Annotated in this window: 11 protein-coding genes; 3 read left to right on the top strand and 8 right to left on the bottom strand. The window is 41.3% G+C overall.

The window, feature by feature from the left end:
* Window positions 1-39: 39 nt before the first annotated feature.
* From EJ994_RS06820 to nagB, 6 genes are read right to left on the bottom strand one after another with little or no spacing between them, the layout of a single operon-like run.
* Window positions 40-300, bottom strand: coding sequence for a DUF4212 domain-containing protein (locus EJ994_RS06820; protein WP_126591783.1), 261 nt, complete (start codon window positions 298-300; stop codon window positions 40-42).
* A 37-nt stretch (window positions 301-337) separates the two neighbouring features.
* On the bottom strand, window positions 338-1,414 hold the full coding sequence (locus EJ994_RS06815; protein WP_126591782.1) for an anhydro-N-acetylmuramic acid kinase: 1,077 nt from the start codon (window positions 1,412-1,414) through the stop codon (window positions 338-340).
* 15 nt (window positions 1,415-1,429) lie between these two features.
* Window positions 1,430-3,001 (bottom strand): glycoside hydrolase family 3 protein, encoded by a 1,572-nt coding sequence (locus EJ994_RS06810; protein ID WP_126591781.1) that lies wholly within the window; start codon window positions 2,999-3,001, stop codon window positions 1,430-1,432.
* A 2-nt stretch (window positions 3,002-3,003) separates the two neighbouring features.
* Window positions 3,004-4,275: an MFS transporter gene (locus EJ994_RS06805; RefSeq protein WP_126591780.1), complete on the bottom strand. Its 1,272-nt coding sequence runs from the start codon at window positions 4,273-4,275 to the stop codon at window positions 3,004-3,006.
* Complete coding sequence (locus EJ994_RS06800; protein ID WP_126591779.1) at window positions 4,259-5,788, bottom strand: glycoside hydrolase family 10 protein; 1,530 nt, start codon at window positions 5,786-5,788, stop codon at window positions 4,259-4,261. The genes EJ994_RS06805 and EJ994_RS06800 overlap by 17 nt, the downstream gene beginning before the upstream one ends.
* Before the next feature lie 51 nt (window positions 5,789-5,839).
* Window positions 5,840-7,774, bottom strand: coding sequence for a glucosamine-6-phosphate deaminase (nagB, locus tag EJ994_RS06795; protein WP_126591778.1), 1,935 nt, complete (start codon window positions 7,772-7,774; stop codon window positions 5,840-5,842).
* Window positions 7,775-7,978: 204 nt separating this feature from the next.
* On the opposite strand from nagB, the gene EJ994_RS06790 reads away from it, so the two are divergent.
* Together EJ994_RS06790 and murQ are read left to right on the top strand one after the other, a co-directional pair.
* The gene (locus EJ994_RS06790) at window positions 7,979-8,728 is read left to right on the top strand and encodes a DeoR/GlpR family DNA-binding transcription regulator (RefSeq protein ID WP_099572662.1); all 750 of its coding nucleotides are present in this window, start codon (window positions 7,979-7,981) and stop codon (window positions 8,726-8,728) included.
* Between the two features lie 2 nt (window positions 8,729-8,730).
* Window positions 8,731-9,546, top strand: coding sequence for an N-acetylmuramic acid 6-phosphate etherase (murQ, locus tag EJ994_RS06785; RefSeq protein ID WP_126591777.1), 816 nt, complete (start codon window positions 8,731-8,733; stop codon window positions 9,544-9,546).
* Window positions 9,547-9,553: 7 nt separating this feature from the next.
* On the opposite strand, the gene EJ994_RS06780 is transcribed toward murQ, so the two are convergent.
* Both EJ994_RS06780 and EJ994_RS06775 read right to left on the bottom strand, forming a co-directional pair.
* On the bottom strand, window positions 9,554-9,955 hold the full coding sequence (locus EJ994_RS06780; protein WP_241240875.1) for a c-type cytochrome: 402 nt from the start codon (window positions 9,953-9,955) through the stop codon (window positions 9,554-9,556).
* 6 nt (window positions 9,956-9,961) lie between these two features.
* Entirely contained in the window at window positions 9,962-11,083 is a 1,122-nt protein-coding gene (locus EJ994_RS06775; protein ID WP_126591776.1) for a PQQ-dependent sugar dehydrogenase, read from the bottom strand.
* Between the two features lie 141 nt (window positions 11,084-11,224).
* Here EJ994_RS06775 and EJ994_RS06770 point away from each other — a divergent pair, with 141 nt between their 5' ends.
* A complete protein-coding gene (locus tag EJ994_RS06770; RefSeq protein ID WP_126591775.1) occupies window positions 11,225-19,918 on the top strand; it encodes a T9SS type B sorting domain-containing protein in 8,694 nt (2,897 codons plus the stop codon).
* The last annotated feature ends 46 nt before the right edge of the window (window positions 19,919-19,964 follow it).

Genomic DNA, 19,964 nt, shown 5'->3' with positions numbered 1-19,964 from the left:
GTATCTTCGCTGATTATTATTTATTTTGCTAAACGTCAATTACTCGTTATAACCATATTTTTTATCGAGTTTGTTCATCAACCGGACGTAAACAAAAATTAGTATGACGAAGACGTAAATTGATCCTTGTTGTGCAAACCAGAAACCTAATTTAAAGCCTCCTAGTTTTATACCGTCCAAAGCCTCTTTAAATAGAATACCTGCTCCGTATGAAACTAAAAACCAAATGGTCAGCAGTATAAAAAGATACCTCACGTTTTCTTTCCAATAGGCTGTTGCCTTTTTTTGTTTTTCTGACATTTAATTTTTTTAGAATTTGGAATTTAATTAAAATACTTCAATTGGGAAGATAAATTACTCCACTGGAAGAATCTCTCCTTGCTCCGGTGACCGAACTTAGGACATTTATTTGTCGTTCTACCCTCAAGGCACCCATCAATGCAAATACGAGCGCCTCTTTGAATTCTATCAAAATTGGCTCTGGCACAACTACGGCGGTCCGGTCTCCTAATTTTTCCTTTAGAACATCAATAAGAAAAGTATTTAAAGCTCCTCCGCCAGTAACCAAGACACGTTGTTCGTCCTTCTTGGAGTTGATTTGTATTTGTTGCGCAACTTTTTCACAAATATGATGTATCGCAGTATGTAAAAGATTTTCCATTTTATCTTTTGTGCGGTCCACGATTGGTGCTACTTCCTCTAAAAACCACTCATAACCTATAGATTTTGGATGTGGCAGTGCATAATATCTTAGATTATTTAGCTCTTTTAGCATGGCAGAATTAATTTTTCCTGCCTTTGCCATTTCTCCGCCGTTGTCATAATCCAGGTTTATTTTTCGTGTAATATAATTTAATATCATGTTAGCAAGACCAATGTCATAGGCAATACGCTTATTTTTTAGTTGAAATGAAATATTGCTAATACCCCCCAGATTTAGACAAAAATCATAGGCGCTGAAAAAAAGTTGGTCCCCGATGGGTACCAAGGGGGCTCCTTGACCGCCTAAGGCCAGGTCGTTTGTTCTAAAATCACATATTACGTTTCCTCCGGAGGCATTGGCCATATGCTGACCCGAACCCATTTGAAAAGTTAGCCCCAATTCCGGTCTATGATGGGAGGTATGTCCGTGACTAGCAATATAATCTACTTCCAGATTTGCTTCGTCGATGAAATTCTTTGCCTGTTCGCCGAGCCAAGTACCGTAGGTATTATGAAACTCTAGTAAACGTTCCGCCGATAAATGAATGGAATCTTTGAGCGCCAACTGCATTTCTTGGGTGTAGTCTACACTTTTAGTATTCTTAATCTTAAATTGCCATTCCCCGTTCACTTCCTCTAAATGGCAATAGGCAAGGTCTAACCCATCTAAAGAAGTGCCCGACATTAATCCTAGAATTTTATAATTTTTCATACGAGTCAGGGCTATTTAAATTACGTCAGTTTTTAATTCAAAAGGTAATTTGCCAAGTGCTTTGGTCTTGCCTAAAAAATGGGCGGTCGCCACTTCTTGAAATTCAGTAAAATCTTGATATACCACCACAGTTACCAATGATTTGTCAAATTTTAAATGTTGTAGCGCATACGGATTTCCGTAGTGATAGAGTACTACCTTTTTTTCATCCATTAAGTTGTTGATAAATTCGATTTCTTCAGTTAAAAAACCAAAATTGTTAGCAGGTTTTACGTTAGGGGGTGTTAACAATAGCAGTACTTCATTCTCTTCCGAAACTTCCGATTCCAGTAAGGCTAAAGACGCTAAGATTTCTGAGCGGGTTTCATTTTCCACAAAGCGTTTAAAGGTTACGGTACAGAAATCCGTAGTTCTAAATTCAGCAATATCCTTGTCCGAGCCCTTGAGTATGGTCAGGCATTTTTCCGCGATTGCATAATTTAGGTTTTTGGCCTCCCAATTAGGGGCGGAGTTATTGTTGTGGTCTTTTGGATTTTTTAGGGCTTTTTCCTTCAGTTTCCAAACACGTTCAAAACTTTCATCAATTTGATTACTGTTGGCTTCGGTCAATATCCTTTCAATGCCCTCTTTGGTATGCTCTGCAAAACATAATACATCGTTTCCGGCGTCAAAGGCCAACCATTCCAACTCGCCAGGTATAGGATAGTTTTTGGAGACAGCATGCATATTCAGTGCATCGGAAATGACTACGCCCTTAAACCGCATTTCTTCTCTTAGTACGCCCTTAATGATTTTTTTTGAAATGCTTGAAGGGGTATTTTCTCCGTTGGCGAGTGCAGGAACGGCCAAGTGACCCACCATAACGCTATCTACTCCTTCATTTATTAATTCTTGAAACGGATAGAGTTCGTTTTTAAGCAATTCCTCTTTAGATTTATTGATAATCGGCAGCCCCAAATGCGAATCCGTTGCGGTATCTCCATGACCGGGAAAGTGTTTTACGCTGGTTAACACTCCCTCACTTTCGGTGCCCTTCACATAGGCGATGGATTTTGAGGTGACACGCTCCCTGTCATCTCCAAAAGAACGGTATCCAATTACCGGATTATCCGGGTTATTATTGATATCTGCAACAGGTGAAAGATTCCAGTGAATGCCGGCGCTTTTACAATCTTGGGCAATATTTTTTCCTACTTCAAATAGTAACGATGCGTCGTCTTGGATTGCTCCGAGCGTTATGGCATAAGGGTATTGGGCGGTATTTTCCACACGCATGGCCAGTCCCCATTCCGCATCAATGGCTATTAATAAGGGATATTTTGAAATTTTCTGATATCTGTTAATCAGCGATTTTAGCACCTCGAGACTATTCTCGTTATACACTACAGGCTTTTTTCCTTCGTAGTTGGTGGCCGCACTAGCTCTTGAATGGAAAAAGCAGATTCCTCCTATGTCATGTTTTTTTATTAGGGTTTCGAGCTCTTGTATTTCCGCTTCCGTATCATTTATAAATGCGGCCGGCATAAAGAGTTGTCCTACTTTTTCTTCTAATGAAAGTTGTCTTTTCGCACTAATAAAATCCATCATAACTAGTTCGCTTCTACTTTGACCTTGCCAAAATTCGGGGGATATTTAATAAACTTCAATAAAATAAACGCAGGTAGGGCAGCTAATACTACCCAAATAAAGAATCCGTCGTAGCCAAGCCACTCTTGCATAAAACCACTTATTAACCCTGGTAACATCATTCCTAAGGCCATAAAACCAGTGGCTAGGGCATAGTGCGAAGTTTTAGAATTCCCTTCTGCTATATAAATGAGATATACCATAAAGCCTGCGATTCCAAAACCATAGCCAAACTGTTCCACGATTACGGTACCGGTTACCGCCCAGGCCTCCGTGGTCCCAGTTATTGCTAGTAGTGCGTAAAGTGCATTTGGAGCGTTGAGGGAAATAAGCATCGGTAGCATCCATTTTTTTAAACCATGTCTTGATATTAAAATACCACCTAGAATACCGCCAACGGTCAAAAATATAACACCTATGGTCCCGTAAATTGTTCCCACCTCAGAAGTACTGTATCCCAAGCCTCCAACCGATGTCGGGTCTAACAGAAAAGGAGAGGCCATTTTAACCAATTGCGATTCACCAAGTCTAAAAAAAAGAATAAATGTGATGGCAATTCCCATTCCCGGTTTTTTAAAGAAGGAAACAAAGACCTCCCAAAAACCCTTGGGTTTGTCTAGGACTATGGCATCAGAACTTTCAAATTTTGGCGTAGCGATGAAGTTGGTCAGCGTCATGAGCAACATAATTGAGCCTGCACATATCATAGTATATGACCATGCCCTGGTATTATCTCCATATTTGTTTTCGAGAAATCCTGCTAGTACTACAAGAAGTCCCTGGCCCGTAACGTTGGCCAGCTTATAGAATACACTCCGCATCCCTACGAAGAAGGACTGTTTGTCTTCCGTAAGGCCTATCATATAGTAACCATCCGTAGCAATGTCGTTCGTTGCGGATGCAAAGGCCACCATCCAGAAACACGCTAAACTGGTTACGAAAAAAATGTTTGTAGGCAATGCTAATCCGATAGCTAAAAGTGCTACCGAGGCCAAAAGTTGCATTCCCAAAAACCAATTTCGTTTGGTACTTTTTATATCCACAAACGGACTCCACAAGGGTTTAATTACCCACGGTAAATACAACAAACTAGTATATAGCCCTAAATCAGAATTACTAAAACCCAGTCTTTTGTACATAATAACGGATACCGTCACCACCAAAGCGTAAGGCAAGCCCTGCGCGAAGTATAGTGACGGGACCCACGCCCATGCCCATTTATTTTTTTGAATCATCGTAAATAATTTCCTTTAAATGTAAAACAACTGGTTTGGTTTCCCTTCCATATCTGTCTAAAAATGATAGGGCAAAATAATTTCCCTTTATATTACTTTTTGGAATTTGTATAATTTTAGATTTCTCGTTAATCAGCATTTTTCCCTGTAATTTTTCTATATGATATTCAGATTTTACGTTTCGTCCGGATGTATACCATAAGACATATTTATACTTTTCTTGGTCAATAATCGTAAAATTTACATTTTCCGAATCTTGTGATTGCAGCATTAGTTTTACGGTCTGCGGTGGTTCGTTGGTTTTGCTGGTGATTGGGGTAAGGGAGGGTTCGCTATATAGTTTTCTTTTGATGTATTTTGTTACATCAGGGTTATTGTTCAGTAACGATTTTGCGCTAAATACTATATTTCCCGATATTTCCGGAATCTCCCTGGCCAGTTTAAATTGATTCGGTAGTTCCTTTTTATTTTCCCAAGCTTCATCACTGTTATTCCTAATTTTATAGGCTCCGTTACCGATATATAGATTGGTGTTATGATTATTTTTCGCCCACCAGTTTACAATTTTTCTGTGCGAGGCCACGGGAAGCTCCATACTCCAATACACTTGCGGGGCCAAATAGTCTATCCAACCTTCCTCCATCCAAAGTAAGGGGTCTGCATAGAGGTCTTCGTAAGTGGTTTGTCCGGCCCTAGTGTCGGAACCTCTGGGGTCGGTTGTATCGTTTTTCCAAACACCGAACGGACTAATTCCAAATTGCACCCACGGTTTAATGGATTTTATAGTCCGATGTGTTTCTTTTACCAAGGAATCTATATTACTGCGCCTCCAGTCGTCTAATGACTGGTTTGCTAGAGCATGGGTTTTAAAGGCCAAAGAGTCATCGAAAACTACATCCGTTATTTGGTAAGGGTAGAAATAATCATCAAAATGAATGGCATCTATATCGTAAGTTGAGACTATTTCCGCAATAATTTTCGAAAAGTGAGCTCTTACCTCGGGAAGTCCTGGATTATAGTAGTTTTTCTTACCGTAATGCACCATCCATTCCGGATGGGTACAATAGTCATGGGTTTCACTCAATACCTCAAAATCCTCATCGAAAGTAGCGCGATATGGGTTGAGCCACGCGTGAAATTCCATACCTCTTTTATGGGTCTCTGAGATCATCCACTCCAAATTGTTCTCGCTCCAATCTGGCTTCTTACCTTCAAGTCCTGTCAGGAACCTAGACCACGGAGCAAACTCAGATGGGTAGAACGCATCGCCGGCCGCCCTTACCTGTACAATTACGGCATTGTAATTCAGTTGTTGGTAAAAGTTCAGTATGTTCAAAAAATCTGCCTTTTGCTTTTCAGCGTTGTCATTACCGTTTTTAGGCCAATCAATATTGACCACGGTAGCTATCCAGACCCCCCTGAACTCTCTTTTTGGTTTTTTTTCAAAAGAATTGAAAATACCACAGGAACTAAGGCTTAGGAAGAAAAGAAGGAGTTGAAAATGTCTTGACATAGTATAAAAAAGGCCTATTTAATCACTAAAATAAGCCTTTTTAAAATGGTTTTATTCTGAATCGAACTTGTGTCTTACAAATGCTTCCATAGCTGCATAAGAAGCCATTCCGAGTGCCTTGTATTTGTTTGCGGTATCCCTGTTGCGTTCTTCTGCCCTCATCCAAAATTCACGGGAATCATCACCTTGGAACATTACCCCGTCCTTTTGCGATTGGTGGCAGAATATGGCATTTCTTTTTTTCATAACCTGGCTAGGGCTCATGGGTACGGCCATTTCAATTTCATTGATGTCCCACTCATGCCATGCGCCTCTATACAGCCATAACCAACATTCGTCCATAAAGGATTCTGTCTTTAATCTATTCATAGCTTCCAAAACGGCATCTAAACACACTTTATGCGTTCCGTGCGGATCCGCAAGGTCTCCTGCGGCAAAAATTTGATGCGGTTTTATCTGTTGTATAACATCCATCATAAGGATGATATCATCTTCGGACAGGTTATTTTTTTTGATGGTACCCGTTTCATAAAAGGGGAGGTCCAAGAAATGCACATTGGCATCTTTTAGTCCCATATACCTCGTTGCGGCGTAAGACTCCCCTCTTCTGATATTTCCCTTTAACCGCCTAACTTCCTTAGAATCTAGCTTGCTTTCATTTTTTTGAGAGATATCATCAATAATTTTCTGTGCTTTTTCAGAGGGATTTATTTGCATGGCTATTTCGGCATACTTTCGTGCATCGGTATCCGATACGGCAATATTTCCGGACGTCTGATATACAATATGCACATCGTGGCCTTGCTCGACAAGCCTATCAAAAGTTCCTCCCATGGATATGACATCATCGTCCGGATGTGGGCTGAATATGATTACACGTTTTTTTACCGGGGTAGCTCTTTCCGGACGTTTACTATCATCTGCGTTTGGCTTGCCTCCCGGCCAACCTGTGATGGTATGTTGTAACTTATTGAACATTTTTATATTCAAATCATAAGAATCTTCCAAGGCCAATAGATCGGCCATGCCATTATCGTTATAGTCTTTGTCGGTTAGACTCAAAACCGTCTTCCCGGTTTTTTCACAAAGCCAGACCATAGCCTTTGAAATGAGCTCTTCTGTCCATTCGCAAGTGTCCACTAACCAAGGCGTCTTGTTTCTAGTAAGCTCGCTTCCCGCTCCTTTATCCAAAACAAACGTACAGTTCTTATGTTCCTGTAAATAGGTTGCTGGAACTTGTGATGATATGGTGCCCTCAATCGTTTTTTTAATGATTCCTGCCTTATTCTCCCCCCAACCTAGAAGCACAATACGTTTGGCTTTTCTTACGGTCGCAATTCCCATCGTGATCGCTTTTCTCGGAACGTTGTCAATCCCAAGAAATGATGGTGCCGCATCAACCCTGGTGATGTGGTCTAAGGTAATTACCCTGGTTCCGGAATTAAAATGAGACCCCGGTTCGTTAAAACCGATATGGCCCGTACGCCCAATTCCCAAGAGTTGAAAATCGAGTCCGCCGTGTTCCTTGATTTTCTTTTCGTAGGACAGGCAGTAAGCCACTGTTTCATCACTGGAAACGGTACCGTCCGGGATATGAACATTTTTAGAAGGGATATCTACATGATTGAACAAGTGCTCATGCATGAAGTAATAGTAACTCTGTATATTACTTTTCTCCATGGGTAGGTATTCATCTAAATTAAAGGTGATTACGTTGTGAAAACTTAAACCCTCTTCTTTGTGTTGGCGTACAAGTTCTTCGTACACACGAATAGGGGAGGAGCCTGTGGCCAAACCCAGTACGCAATTTTTATTTTGCGCCTGTTTTTTTCTGATGAGGTCGGCTATTTCTTCAGCAACTCTAATGGATGCCTCGTTAGAATCCGAAAAAATCACATTGTGTATTTTCTCAAAGCGAGTCTCCTCGAATTGGCCTACAGGTTGATAAGCAATAGCAATACGGTCTTTAGTTTCAATACTTTTCATGCCAGATACGTAACGGATTAGTTATAAATCAAATTCAGGCAAATATAGGCAATAAATTTAAATTTTGCTGTTTTTTGCCATTTAAATTGCTGTTTTTTGCTTTATTTAAAAATAATTTAATCATTTGTTTATATAGAACTGTATAAAACTGCAAGTAAATTATTTGATTATCTTTGCATAAGTGTAAAGAACAAGACCCCAGAAATGTTAAAAGAAGAACGACAGCAGACTATATTGAACGAAGTTGAACTGCACAACAGAATTCTTCTAACGGACATTGCAGAGACCCTAGATGTTTCTATTGATACCGTTAGGAGGGATGTTAAAGAATTGGATGCGGAGAAAAAGTTAAGGAAAGTTCACGGGGGAGCAATTTCTTTGGGTTTTACTACCAACAGTGCACGAAACAATAACATATACGCGCTAGAGGATAAAACGACGATTGCAAGGAAAGCGATTACCATGTTAAAAGACGGTGCCGTTATCTTTATCGATGGAGGTACTACTTGTTTGGAAATGACAAGACTTATTCCAGATACCTTACATCTTACCTGTTTTACCATCAGTTTACCCGTGGCTATGGAGCTTTCCAATAAACCTAACGTTACGGTAATATCCATTGGAGGACAGATAGCTAAAGAGGCGCAGATTTCAATTGGCGCAAACGCTATACATAACTTATCTGAAATTCGGGTAGATTATTCTTTCATAGGTACCGGTTATGTAGATGCGCTGTATGGTCTTACGGAATTTGATTGGGATATTGTTCAAATCAAAAAGGCGGTTATCAAGGCATCAAAAAAAACGGTCTTGCTTTCGATTTCTGAAAAATTGAATTCCCAACATCGCTATAAAACCTGTGACATCAACACGATTAATACCATGATTACGGAGCTCGCTCCGGAAGATAAGCTGCTTACCGCTTTTAAGAACAACGATATTAGAATACTATAAACATGGCATACGAAAAGATTACCGAAACTCCTTCTAATCATAATGATCTGGAACTCATGGATACCAATACTATTTTGGTTAATATGAACAATGAGGACAAGAAAATAGCGGATGCAGTGGCTGAAGTCATACCTCAAATTACCCTTTTAGTGGATGAACTAAGCAATCGTTTTGAAAGAGGAGGTAGGCTGTTTTACATAGGGGCAGGAACGAGTGGCCGCTTGGGTATCCTCGACGCTTCGGAAATTCCACCAACTTTTGGAATGCCGCACGAACGCGTAGTGGGATTGATAGCCGGTGGAGATACCGCCATTAGAAAGGCAGTAGAAAACGCAGAGGATGATACAAAGCAGGCTTGGTTAGATTTGGAAGAACATGCGATAACCAACAATGATGTGGTTGTTGGAATAGCAGCCTCAGGTACAACACCTTACGTTATAGGAGGACTTAAAGATGCGAAAGAAAGAGGTATTTTGACTGGAGGTATTACCAATAACCCAGGCTCTCCATTAGCCCAGTTGGCCGATATTCCAATAGCGGTAAACGTTGGGCCGGAGTTTGTAACGGGTAGTACACGAATGAAAAGTGGAACTTCGCAGAAATTAGTGCTTAATATGATTTCTACCGCTCTAATGATACGTATTGGTCGGGTAAAGGGAAACAAAATGGTGAACATGCAGCTTAGTAATGACAAGCTTGTGGATAGAGGCACTAGATATATCGTGGAAGGTTTAGGCGTTACCTATGGGGAAGCTGAAAAATTATTAAAGGAACATGGTTCCGTTAAAAGGGCTTTAGAGGCGGGTAGGAAAAAGTAGATTCACCTTATTTTTTAATTGCACTCACCTCTGCCGTGGTAACCATCTTATCCGAGGTATTTCCCCAAGAGTTGAGGACAAAATTCATCACGTCGGCAACTTCGTCATCCGTTAAGCCTAAAGACGCCATAGCGCTATTATAAGTTACACCATTGACGGTAATCTCTCCTTGCTGTCCGTATTTCACTCCTTTAATACTTGCAGTCCTATTTTTGACCAAGTAATCTGAATTGGCCAAAGGAGGGAAAACGTGAGACACACCTTCGCCGTTGGCTAAATGACAGGTAACGCAGAAATCCGCATAGATTTCACTTCCACGTTGCATACTTTCTTTTAATTGTGACTCTTGAACAAGAGAAAATCCCAAGGATATTACCACTAAAAAATATACGGTTAGGGTAGCTTTCATTGGAGGTTATGATTTAGGAACAAGTTTATAGATACCCTTACCTTCGACGGCAACGTAAATTAGGCCATCCGGTCCTTGTTCTACCGCACGTACTCTTCCTTCTCCTCCAAGTAATTTTTCTCTGCGGATAACCTTAGTGCCCTCGATTTCTAATCTTTCCAAATACTGAAATGCCAAGGAACCGACCAATAAACTACCCTTCCAACCGGGATAGTTGTCCGAAGTCACAAACGCCATTCCGCTTGGAGCTATCGACGGAACCCAATAGTGAATCGGTCCTTCCATACCCGGCATCTCCTGTTTGTCCGTAATTGTAGTTCCACTATAATTAATGCCATAGGTTACTAAAGGCCAACCATAGTTTGCACCTTTTTTAATGATGTTGATTTCATCGCCACCTCTAGGTCCATGTTCATGGTCCCATATTTGTCCGTTTTCAGGATGTTTTATCAATCCCTGTGGATTTCTATGTCCGTAGCTGTAGATTGCGGTTTTTGCACCCTTCTCATTTACGAAGGGATTGTCCGGTGGAATACGTCCATCATCAAACAATCTATATATTTTACCACCGTCTCTTTTAATATCCTGTGGATTTACATCTCTGGCACCACGCTCACCAATGGAAAAATAGAGATATCCCTTATCATCAAAGACTATCCGAGAACCAAAATGTTGTCCTTTTGTGGTATTAGGACCCGCCTTATACAATAGCTGTTTTTCTACCAAGGCATTGTCCTTAATTTTGGCACGCATTAGGGCGGTATGACCGCCTTTTTCATCTCCCTCTTGAGAAGCATAAGTAAGATATATCCATCCGTTTTCCTTGTATTTTGGGTGTAGTTCAACATCCAATAATCCGCCTTGACCTCTCTGATAAATTTCAGGAATATTACCGATAATCGTCTTTTTCCCGCTTAAAAAATGGATTAATTTTCCCGATTTCTCTGTAATTAAAATTCCTCCTTCAGGAAGAAAGGTAAAGCCCCATGGTATCTGTAGCTCATCGACGTACAACACGCTTGTAAATGGAACCGTTTCAGGGGTAATTACTTTATTTTCAATGTTTTGCCCACAAGAAAAATTAAGCATTACAACGAAAATATGAAGACAAAGGACACTTTTTTTCATAGGTCTACGTTAGAAATATGTTATATGGTAATGAAAATATTTGTTTAAAGATAAATAGAATTTATAAGTAGAAACAATTACACCAAAGAATAGTGAGGATTCCCAAGTCTTCATTGTTTTTACCAAAACTCAACTTAACCTATGCTCTCAAAAAAACCGAGGTATACGCTGTATACACTATTACTGGTAGTTTTATCGGTAATCGGTTCCACAGCTATAGCAAACTCAAATGTTCCCGTACTATTTGTTGAGGCTGTACATGTGCTTGAAAAAACTGTTGAAAAGACATCTTCGAATACAAATACAGGTGAAGAACATACCGACATAAGCAACTATTCTTTTACCAATGAAGAGAATAGTGCCCTAGCGCCAGCAATGTTTACGACCATCATACAAGGTGCCGATGAAGAGGTAGGTTGTAGTGATAATGGATTTACCGTTGCCCGATTTAATCTATGCGGAGATTTCGATGATCGAACAATAAGCCTTTCCGGAGGACCTTACAGTTCTGTTTCTTGGGAAGTTCTAGGCGGTAGCTGTACTCCAGATATCAATGAGGATTGTCCAAATACCGGATCCTGTTATAGTTCTTTGGCCTCGGGTCAAACTTTTTCTTTAGACGCGAGTACATTACCAGCAACGACCGGAGCGGAGTTCCGAGTAGTAGCCGATGGTCAGATTTTTTATTTTAAAGTAAAGAAGAGTACCATTACCCAAACCTTTGTTAAGCAGGATAATATTTGCGGAGTACCTGGAAGAATTCAGATTACCAACCTGTCTAGTGCTTACGAGTTTAGTATTGATGGAGGTACTTCATGGCAGGGACCAATTTTTGATAACCTTAGCTCAGGGACATACAATATACTGGCACGGTTACGAAATACCGCTAATACCTGTGAGTATCCTTATGAACCCATAACAATTGACCAATTGGATATTGATATCCAAGCGACTTTTATAGATGCCCAATGTAGTGGGGATACCGGTAGTATAACGGTAACTGCGAACAATGTTCCAGGTCCCTATAAATATACGCTCCTTAATTCTAGTGGTGTAGCCCAAGAATTTACCGCTTTTATACCTGACAATCCGTATACATTTTCTGCCGTAGGTTTTGGAACGTATACCGTTCAGGTAGAAACACAACAATGTACAGGTGACCCTTTGAACGGGATAGATCCTCCACGACAAAGTCTGGACACTTCCGGAAACCAAATCATCATCGGTGCCGGGTTAAACGCTTTGGATGCCTCCACGGAGGTTAATAGTAGTTTTGGTTGTGCTACAATTTCTAGTGTAGATATTACATTGAATGCTAGTGGTGGTTCAGCGCCTTATACGTTTACCATTAATGGAGGTCCCGTTCAACCATCTTTCGGTGATACAGTAAGTAATACAGGTACGACTACACATACGGTTAGCGTCGCTGGAACCTATGACTTTATTATAACGGATAGTAACGGATGTACTATTTCTGCATCTTCTAACGTAGAGGAGTTGCTGCCTCCGGATATAAATGTAAGTGGTATTGACGGTACGTGCAGTAATGGAGGTGCGCAGATTGAATTTACGGTGAACGACGCAAGAGGTTATAATCTGTCCTATCGCGTTAATACTGGAGACCCTTGGGTTACCACACCTCAAATATCGGTTGCTGCAGGTAGTTATAATGACATTGCAGTTCGTTACCAACAGGGTGGTTTTGAATGTACTTTGGACTTGCCAAGTGTGACCGTTGCCAATGTAGGTGCAATTTCTGGTGGGGCAAATAAAATTTCTGACGTATCCTGTGACGGTTCTGGTGGAACCATTGGAGGACAAATCGATTTTGTTGGACCATTTTCTGGTGGTTCCGGGAGTGGTTATGTATTCAGTATTGATGGAGTTAATTTTACGACCATTACCTCATATCCTAATTTATCGGCAGGAACCTATACGCCTATTATTAGAGATGGCGGGGGATGCCGTTTAGAACTGACCCCTATAGATATCCTTGACGTTGACCCACCAACGGATATTGATTTTGTCCAGAGCAATGTCAATTGTGCGGCAGGTACTTCTGACGTTACATTGACACCTACGTCAAATGCGGCCATAGTGAGATATGAAGTCATTAGTCCCACGCCTGGTTTTGATGCGGACGGGGACAATACCAACAATGTTATAACAGGTCTGAGTACAAGTACTTCCTATATTTTTCAGATAACGGATGCTAACGGTTGTATTTATACAGAAGGATTTAGTCCAGCGGTGCTCAGTTCTATTCGAGTAAGAGTAAAATCCGGCGGAGATTTACGAGTCTGTAATGGTGCTACTGATGGCACAGGTACTTTTATAGTGGATGGTTTTGCCAATAATTATACCTACGATATCAATGGCGGACTTTATACAGGGGGACCTCAAAACGATGCAGAGATAGACTTACCCTTGTCCGGGGCAGGAACATATACTATTACCGTTACGGATGCGGATACCGGTTGTACGGATACCTCCTCTTTTGATATTAACGAGGCGGCAGTTTTGGATTTAAGTGGGAGTGCAGTTAGCCCAATGACCTGTGATAATAATAATACTGGTAGGGTAGAGGCCATCGCCACTGGCGGCTGGGGTGGTAATAGATATAGTTTGGAATACCCTTCTGGCCTCACCGTGGGACCAAAATCCGGTAGATTTTTCGGAAATTTAACGGAAGCTACCGATGCTTTAGACCCATCTGATGTCTATACCCTAACTGTTGAAGATTCAGAAGGTTGTACATCGACCTTTACTTTCGATTTAGAAGAAAGAGTACCACCATCAATTAGTATCGTTAGTTCGGATTTATGTTTTTCGGCTACCACTAATGGTTCGGTAACCGTAACGTCTTCTGGTGGCGGACCCGGTCATGAATATCGAATTAATAATGGACCACTTCAAGCAAGTCCAACCTTTAACAATCTAGTTCCTGGAACTTATATCGTTGAGGTAGAGGATGATAATAATTGTACAAATCAAGTATCGATTACCATTCCACCTGCTATAAACGTAACACTTAGCATTGTTGATGAGATACCCTGTGCGGGTGACGGAACTTTGGGAATAGCCATTTCAGGTGGGAACATAAGTGATTTGTCCAATACGTCATATACGATAGTAAAGGAAGGCGTTGCAGTACCTGGTTTTACTGGGTTACCATTACCATCGGACACGTTTACCTATACCGTTCCTTTCGGCGAGCATGGGGATTATACCGTGTCTGTCGTAGACAATAATACTTGTACGGATACTTCTGAACCCATAACATTTGATGAGCCTACTAATATTGTTGCGACACACAACGCAACAGGTACTAGCTGTGGTGACCCTAATAGTGGTTTCGTTCAAATAATACCGGATGCTACGGGGGGTATTCCACCGTTCGAAATAAAATTTGGACCAGATGGAAGTCTTACATACGGCGTGGGAGATGATGGTGCATTTACCTATTCTTCTCAAACCGTGTACTCCGGGTTATCCGTGGGAACCTATGAGTATCTTGTAAAAGATAGTAGGGGCTGTTTAATACCGGGAATTGTAGATGTTGTCATTGCGCCGGATACGAACCCAGCTCCCGATGCCGCTGTACTGCCATTGGACGCTTCTTGTAGTGCCAGTGTAGTCTCTGGCGGGATTCAAATTACGGGTGTAACCAATGGTGTTCCAGAATATACATATATCGTTGAAGATGCGTTTGGAACAGAAATTACACGAATCACTACAGACGGTGCTACGACATATCCACTTGATATTTACGATGTAGCCATATTTCCCGGCAACTATAATGTTATCACGATTGATGCTAGAGGTTGTAGTACAACCGATTTGGTAACTGTTGGAAGTACGGCAGTAAACATCATACCGGACAACACAACTTTACCTTTAGTTTGTACTCCTGGTGGTTTCACGTATTGTGTAGATATTACAGGGGGAACAGGTCCTTTCGATATTAGGGTGGTTGATGGCGGTGCCCCTCCATTTACCTACATATCCTTAGGTGGAGCTCCTCCAGTACGAAGATACTGCTTCAGTAATATTCAATTTGGAGAAACATTTACCGTTGAGGTGGTTGATACGGCTACGAACTGTATTTACCAAGAAGTTATCGAGGTTCCTGACGGACCTTCGGATTTAGATGTGGCACTGACCATAGATAATGCTTCCTGTATTCCAGGTAATTTGGTGGACTTGGACTATGTAATCAGTGGAACAGCTATCGTTGGACCTTATGATATTGAGATTAGGAATACGGATACTGGGGCCCTTTTTATAGCGGAAACTACCGCTTCGACTACGGGAACATATCAAGTACCCGAAGGGGCATATAGTATTCTTGTATATGATAACGGGACCGATTGTTCAGACGGAGCCAATGCTGTTGCAACATTAAATGAACCTAGGGTAGACGTTATTGAAAATATAAATGCCAATTGTAATGCCGATGGTCAGTTAACCGTTCGTGGTAGCGGCGGAACTCCTTTTGCTGTGGACAGCCCTTATGAATATGCCTACGTGCCTTCAGGAAATCCTGTGGATGAGGATGGAACACTTACCCCGAGTGACCCTACGGATGATTTTACTGATGCATCCACCGTAATATTGCCAGGTGCTCCGGCTCCAGGTCTAGATTATGACATTTGGGTGAGGGATTCCAGAAATTGTGCCTATCGAATTTCGGCTGCGGTAATTACAGAAGACCCACCATTGCCACCACCAACTTTTGATGTTAGTAATCAGTGCGATGTTTTAGCGGCAACCTTTACTATTGAGGTTCATATGCCCGCGAATATAGATACGCCTAGCTTTACTCTTGGAGGGTTGACCCAACCTGGTGTTTTCGATGCCGGGGATAATAGATGGGAAGCTGTGTTTACGGTAGGGAGTATTGGAACGTATAGAGTTGATGTCATAGATGCGAACGGCTGTACAGGATTTTCGGAGCCAGAGGTTTTTCAAGTATTATCGGCTTCGGGCGGATTTAGTTTTGAACCCAATTGTACAGACCCGGATGGTATCATTACCATAACTGCAAATGGTGGTAGTGGGGATTTTGATTTTGAACTACAGGACAACCTCGGGGTTGCCATAACCAATAATGCTACCGGTGTATTTAATGGTATAGCGGCTGGAGAATATCAGGTTTTGGTTACTGATAATCAGGTTACTGATGGCACGAATAATTGTACTTTTCTCGTACAGGATATCATTAGTACCATCCCTACGGCACCTTTGATCGTAGATGATGGCGCAACAAATGTAAGTTGTAATGGTGCAGATGATGGTAGTATCAATATCACCTTATCACCGGGAACGGATATCGATGGTATTACTGCATACAATATTTATACTGGAAGTCTTCCGCTACCTCCTTCACCAACGGCATTGTTCACCAACACTTCGGGATCATTTGACAATTTGCCACCTGGGAACTATATCGCCCAAGTGATTTCGGATAAAGGATGTACCCATGAGGTAGATGTTACTATTACTGAACCTCTAGACTTCACTATCTCTGCTACTGCAGCGGATTTTTCTTGTGAGCCGGGTGCCAACAGATTTAGTTCAACAGATATTGTAGTCACTATTACAAATCCGGGAACTGGAACGCTAAACACGGATTATCAATTTAGTATAACTGGATTTGAGAATTATGAAATTGGGAATACCGCTACAGGTCATACGTTTGAAATCGTGGATACCGGAGTCTCGCAGAACATCACCGTATACGCCATGGACGCCAATGGTTGTAGGACTACCTTTGATTTACCGACGATAAATCCACCAACCGATGTCGTTCCTTCTATTATAGAGGTAGACCCTTTGAACTGTAGAGATGATGAAAGGGTGCGTATTCAAGTTATCGGAACAACGGATTTTACAGTTTCTACGGTTTCAGTGACTCCTGTTTCTCCGGTTACAAATACTTCCGGAAATAACTATATAGATGTGTTCTTGCCGGCATCTGGAGACTACTTATTTGAAATAACGGATAATATAGGAGGTTGTACCTATCCATTACCCGCGCATACGGTGCTGGAACCGGAACAACCAGTTGTTTCTATTACGGAAGCCAAACCGGTAAGCTGTTTTACACCTGGAAACGATGGAGAATTATTTATAGAAGTAACCAATTATGTAGGTGATTATTCCTATACAGTGTATATGGCCGATGATACCACCAAATCTACCCCAATAACGACAGGTAGTTTTGCGACTACGGATTTTCCCGATATCAATGGTGATGAAGCCAGAATTACAGGACTTCCAGGTGGCAATTTAATAGTAGAAGTAGTTGCTGATGCTATGCCATTTTGTTCAAATGACAGTAATGTAGCTAACATTAGAACTCCTAACGGTGATTTAATAGTGACTGCAACCCCTGTCGGAAATGTTGGCTGTGGTAATGATAGCGGAGAGATAGAAGCTATTGGGCAAGGCGGATGGGATACTTTCCCTTACGACTATAGATTATTGTTCAGTACCGATGGTGGTGCTACGTATACTACTGAAGTAGTCCCATTTTCAAATACGAACGAGTTTACGGGATTAGAATTCGGTTTTTATCAAGTTGAGATTAGGGATATAGAAGGTTGTATTAATAGTGTTGATATTGAATTGGAAGAGGTACCACAAATTGACGCTGGTATTCGTGAGCCGCAAGGTTTGGATTGCCCCAACGGAAATAATGCTGTCTTAGAAGCTTATGATCCAACCACGGGTGATGCACTTTCTGCTTCAGCGGGTGCTACCGGCGGATTTCCTGGAGCTGGATACAACTATAGATTATTATACTTAAACAGTAATGACCGTACGGATGTAGTTTCCAGCAGCGGGCTTCAGAATTCGCCAACCTTCATTGGCACAAGCGGTGGTTTTATAAGTGCCGGATGGTATGCTATAGAAGTATCGTCAAGTTTTGATTGTCTATACGTTACGGAGCCCTATTTTGTAGACCCACCACCACCAGTAGCTCCATTATTGGTGCAGACTAGGGTGCCAGGATGTGGTGGCGACGGTGAAATGAGATTATCTATTGAAAATCCTGACCCTTTATTTACCTATGAGTATGCACCGGTCGAAAATGGTGTAGTGGTAGGACCTTACCAAACTATGGCGGGCACCTCGGTTTTAATTCCAGGCGTTCAAGGAATAACCTATCAATTCGATGTTAGAAAAGTTACAACATTGAGTATATGTTCACCAGTAAGGTCAAATGGTATAACAATGACCAATGCTACGGGAATAACCCTATTGCCTAATTTACCGGACGATATTTCCTGTGCTTCGGAATTGGACGGTAGAATAGAGTCCTTCGTAAATGGTGGCGTTGGCGATGATTTGTTTTATTTGTACGTTGGTGATCCCATAGACGCATTTAATCCGGCTGCTTCGGCAACTCTTTTTAGAGGCCCTCAACCAAACGGAACATTTGAAGGCTTACCAGCTGGAACGGCATATTACATCGCTGTTACCAGTGGGGCAACCTGTATGGATATTGCTGGACCGTTCGAAATTATAAGACCAGAACCCATCACTTTTGATGCTAGTCCTACGCCTGTAAGCTGTAATGGTGAACAAGACGGAACGATTACCGTTGAGGTATTATCAGGAGGCATAGGCTTAATTCAATTTGCAATAGGTCCTAATTTTAATGAATTCTTTAGTGAGCCAAGCACCCCGGGAAGTTACACTTTTGATGAACTTGCTGCGGGTACTTATGAGATATTGATTCAAGATGAAAATGGCTGTTTTGAGAAAGACTTTATTACGGTTACAGAGCCGGATGTGGTAGAAATAGTCAATATCCAGACAACACCAGAATTATGTATAGGTGCCAACGACGGAACCGTGGTTTTTGATATTACAGGAGGAACACCTTTTGTAGACCCACTTGTAAGTCCTACTCCGTATTTTGAATATAAAATAGAGATGATAGATCCTATTGATGAAACAGGCACTGGTGTTTTTGCACCTTATGATGGTCAAGTTATATCTGGTCTGCAAGGAGGAGCTTCCTATGCTATATACACGCAAGACGCTAACTTGTGCCCGTCTACCGCAGTATTCACTATAGGAATAGGTGTTGATTTAACCGCAGAGCCAATAGTACAGTACGGTTGTGAAGGAATTTTCCCGAACAGTACGGTAACCGTTCAGGTATTGGATAACAGCCTAATGTCTGATTTAATGTTCGCTTTGGATCCTTTGGACCCTACCGACCCTATTACTGCCAATGCAGGAGTTGAGAATACTTGGGGCGATTTGCCAGCTGGTGATCATACGGTATATATATATCATCAAAATGGTTGTACCAACTTTGTGGAATTCTCTATTGATGCGTATAACCCATTGGTGCTGACGGCGACAAAAACAGGTCCTAATGAACTAACGGCACTTGCCGAGGGCGGATTTGGAGGTTATGAGTATTTCTTCAATAGTGAGTCTTATGGAGAAGAAACCGTATTCACTACTAATGATAGTGGTGTGGTTAATGTTAGAGTGGTAGATTCCAATGGTTGTGTTGCCATGGTTCAAGTGCCCTTCGAATTTACGGGTATGTTGGAAATACCTAATTTCTTTACACCAGATGGAGATAATTTGAACGATGTTTGGTCACCGGAAAATAGGGAGTTCTTTCCAAACATAGAAGTGAAAATCTATGATCGGTATGGAAGGGTAGTGGCTATTCTTAATGAAATTACCAATTGGGATGGTACGTATGAGGGCAAGGAAGTACCAACAGGAGATTATTGGTACGTTGTTAATGCCAACGATAAAAGCCAACAACGTTATGTTGGGCATTTTACACTGTACAGATAGATAAACGAATCTTTTAATATACTAAAGGAGGCTCAAATAAAGAGTC

It is taken from the genome of Maribacter sp. MJ134 (assembly GCF_003970695.1).
Classification (GTDB): Bacteria; Bacteroidota; Bacteroidia; order Flavobacteriales; family Flavobacteriaceae; genus Maribacter.
The sequence above is the reverse complement of the archived record's forward strand: the minus strand, read 5'-3'. Positions and strand labels throughout refer to the sequence as shown.

Bases quoted from the DNA above. Each gene is read 5' to 3' on its own strand.
- EJ994_RS06820 (WP_126591783.1), bottom strand. From the start codon at position 300: ATGTCAGAAAAACAAAAAAAGGCAACAGCCTATTGGAAAGAAAACGTG.
- EJ994_RS06815 (WP_126591782.1), bottom strand. From the start codon at position 1,414: ATGAAAAATTATAAAATTCTAGGATTAATGTCGGGCACTTCTTTAGAT.
- EJ994_RS06810 (WP_126591781.1), bottom strand. From the start codon at position 3,001: ATGATGGATTTTATTAGTGCGAAAAGACAACTTTCATTAGAAGAAAAA.
- EJ994_RS06805 (WP_126591780.1), bottom strand. From the start codon at position 4,275: ATGATTCAAAAAAATAAATGGGCATGGGCGTGGGTCCCGTCACTATAC.
- EJ994_RS06800 (WP_126591779.1), bottom strand. From the start codon at position 5,788: ATGTCAAGACATTTTCAACTCCTTCTTTTCTTCCTAAGCCTTAGTTCC.
- nagB (WP_126591778.1), bottom strand. From the start codon at position 7,774: ATGAAAAGTATTGAAACTAAAGACCGTATTGCTATTGCTTATCAACCT.
- EJ994_RS06790 (WP_099572662.1), top strand. From the start codon at position 7,979: ATGTTAAAAGAAGAACGACAGCAGACTATATTGAACGAAGTTGAACTG.
- murQ (WP_126591777.1), top strand. From the start codon at position 8,731: ATGGCATACGAAAAGATTACCGAAACTCCTTCTAATCATAATGATCTG.
- EJ994_RS06780 (WP_241240875.1), bottom strand. From the start codon at position 9,955: ATGAAAGCTACCCTAACCGTATATTTTTTAGTGGTAATATCCTTGGGA.
- EJ994_RS06775 (WP_126591776.1), bottom strand. From the start codon at position 11,083: ATGAAAAAAAGTGTCCTTTGTCTTCATATTTTCGTTGTAATGCTTAAT.
- EJ994_RS06770 (WP_126591775.1), top strand. From the start codon at position 11,225: ATGCTCTCAAAAAAACCGAGGTATACGCTGTATACACTATTACTGGTA.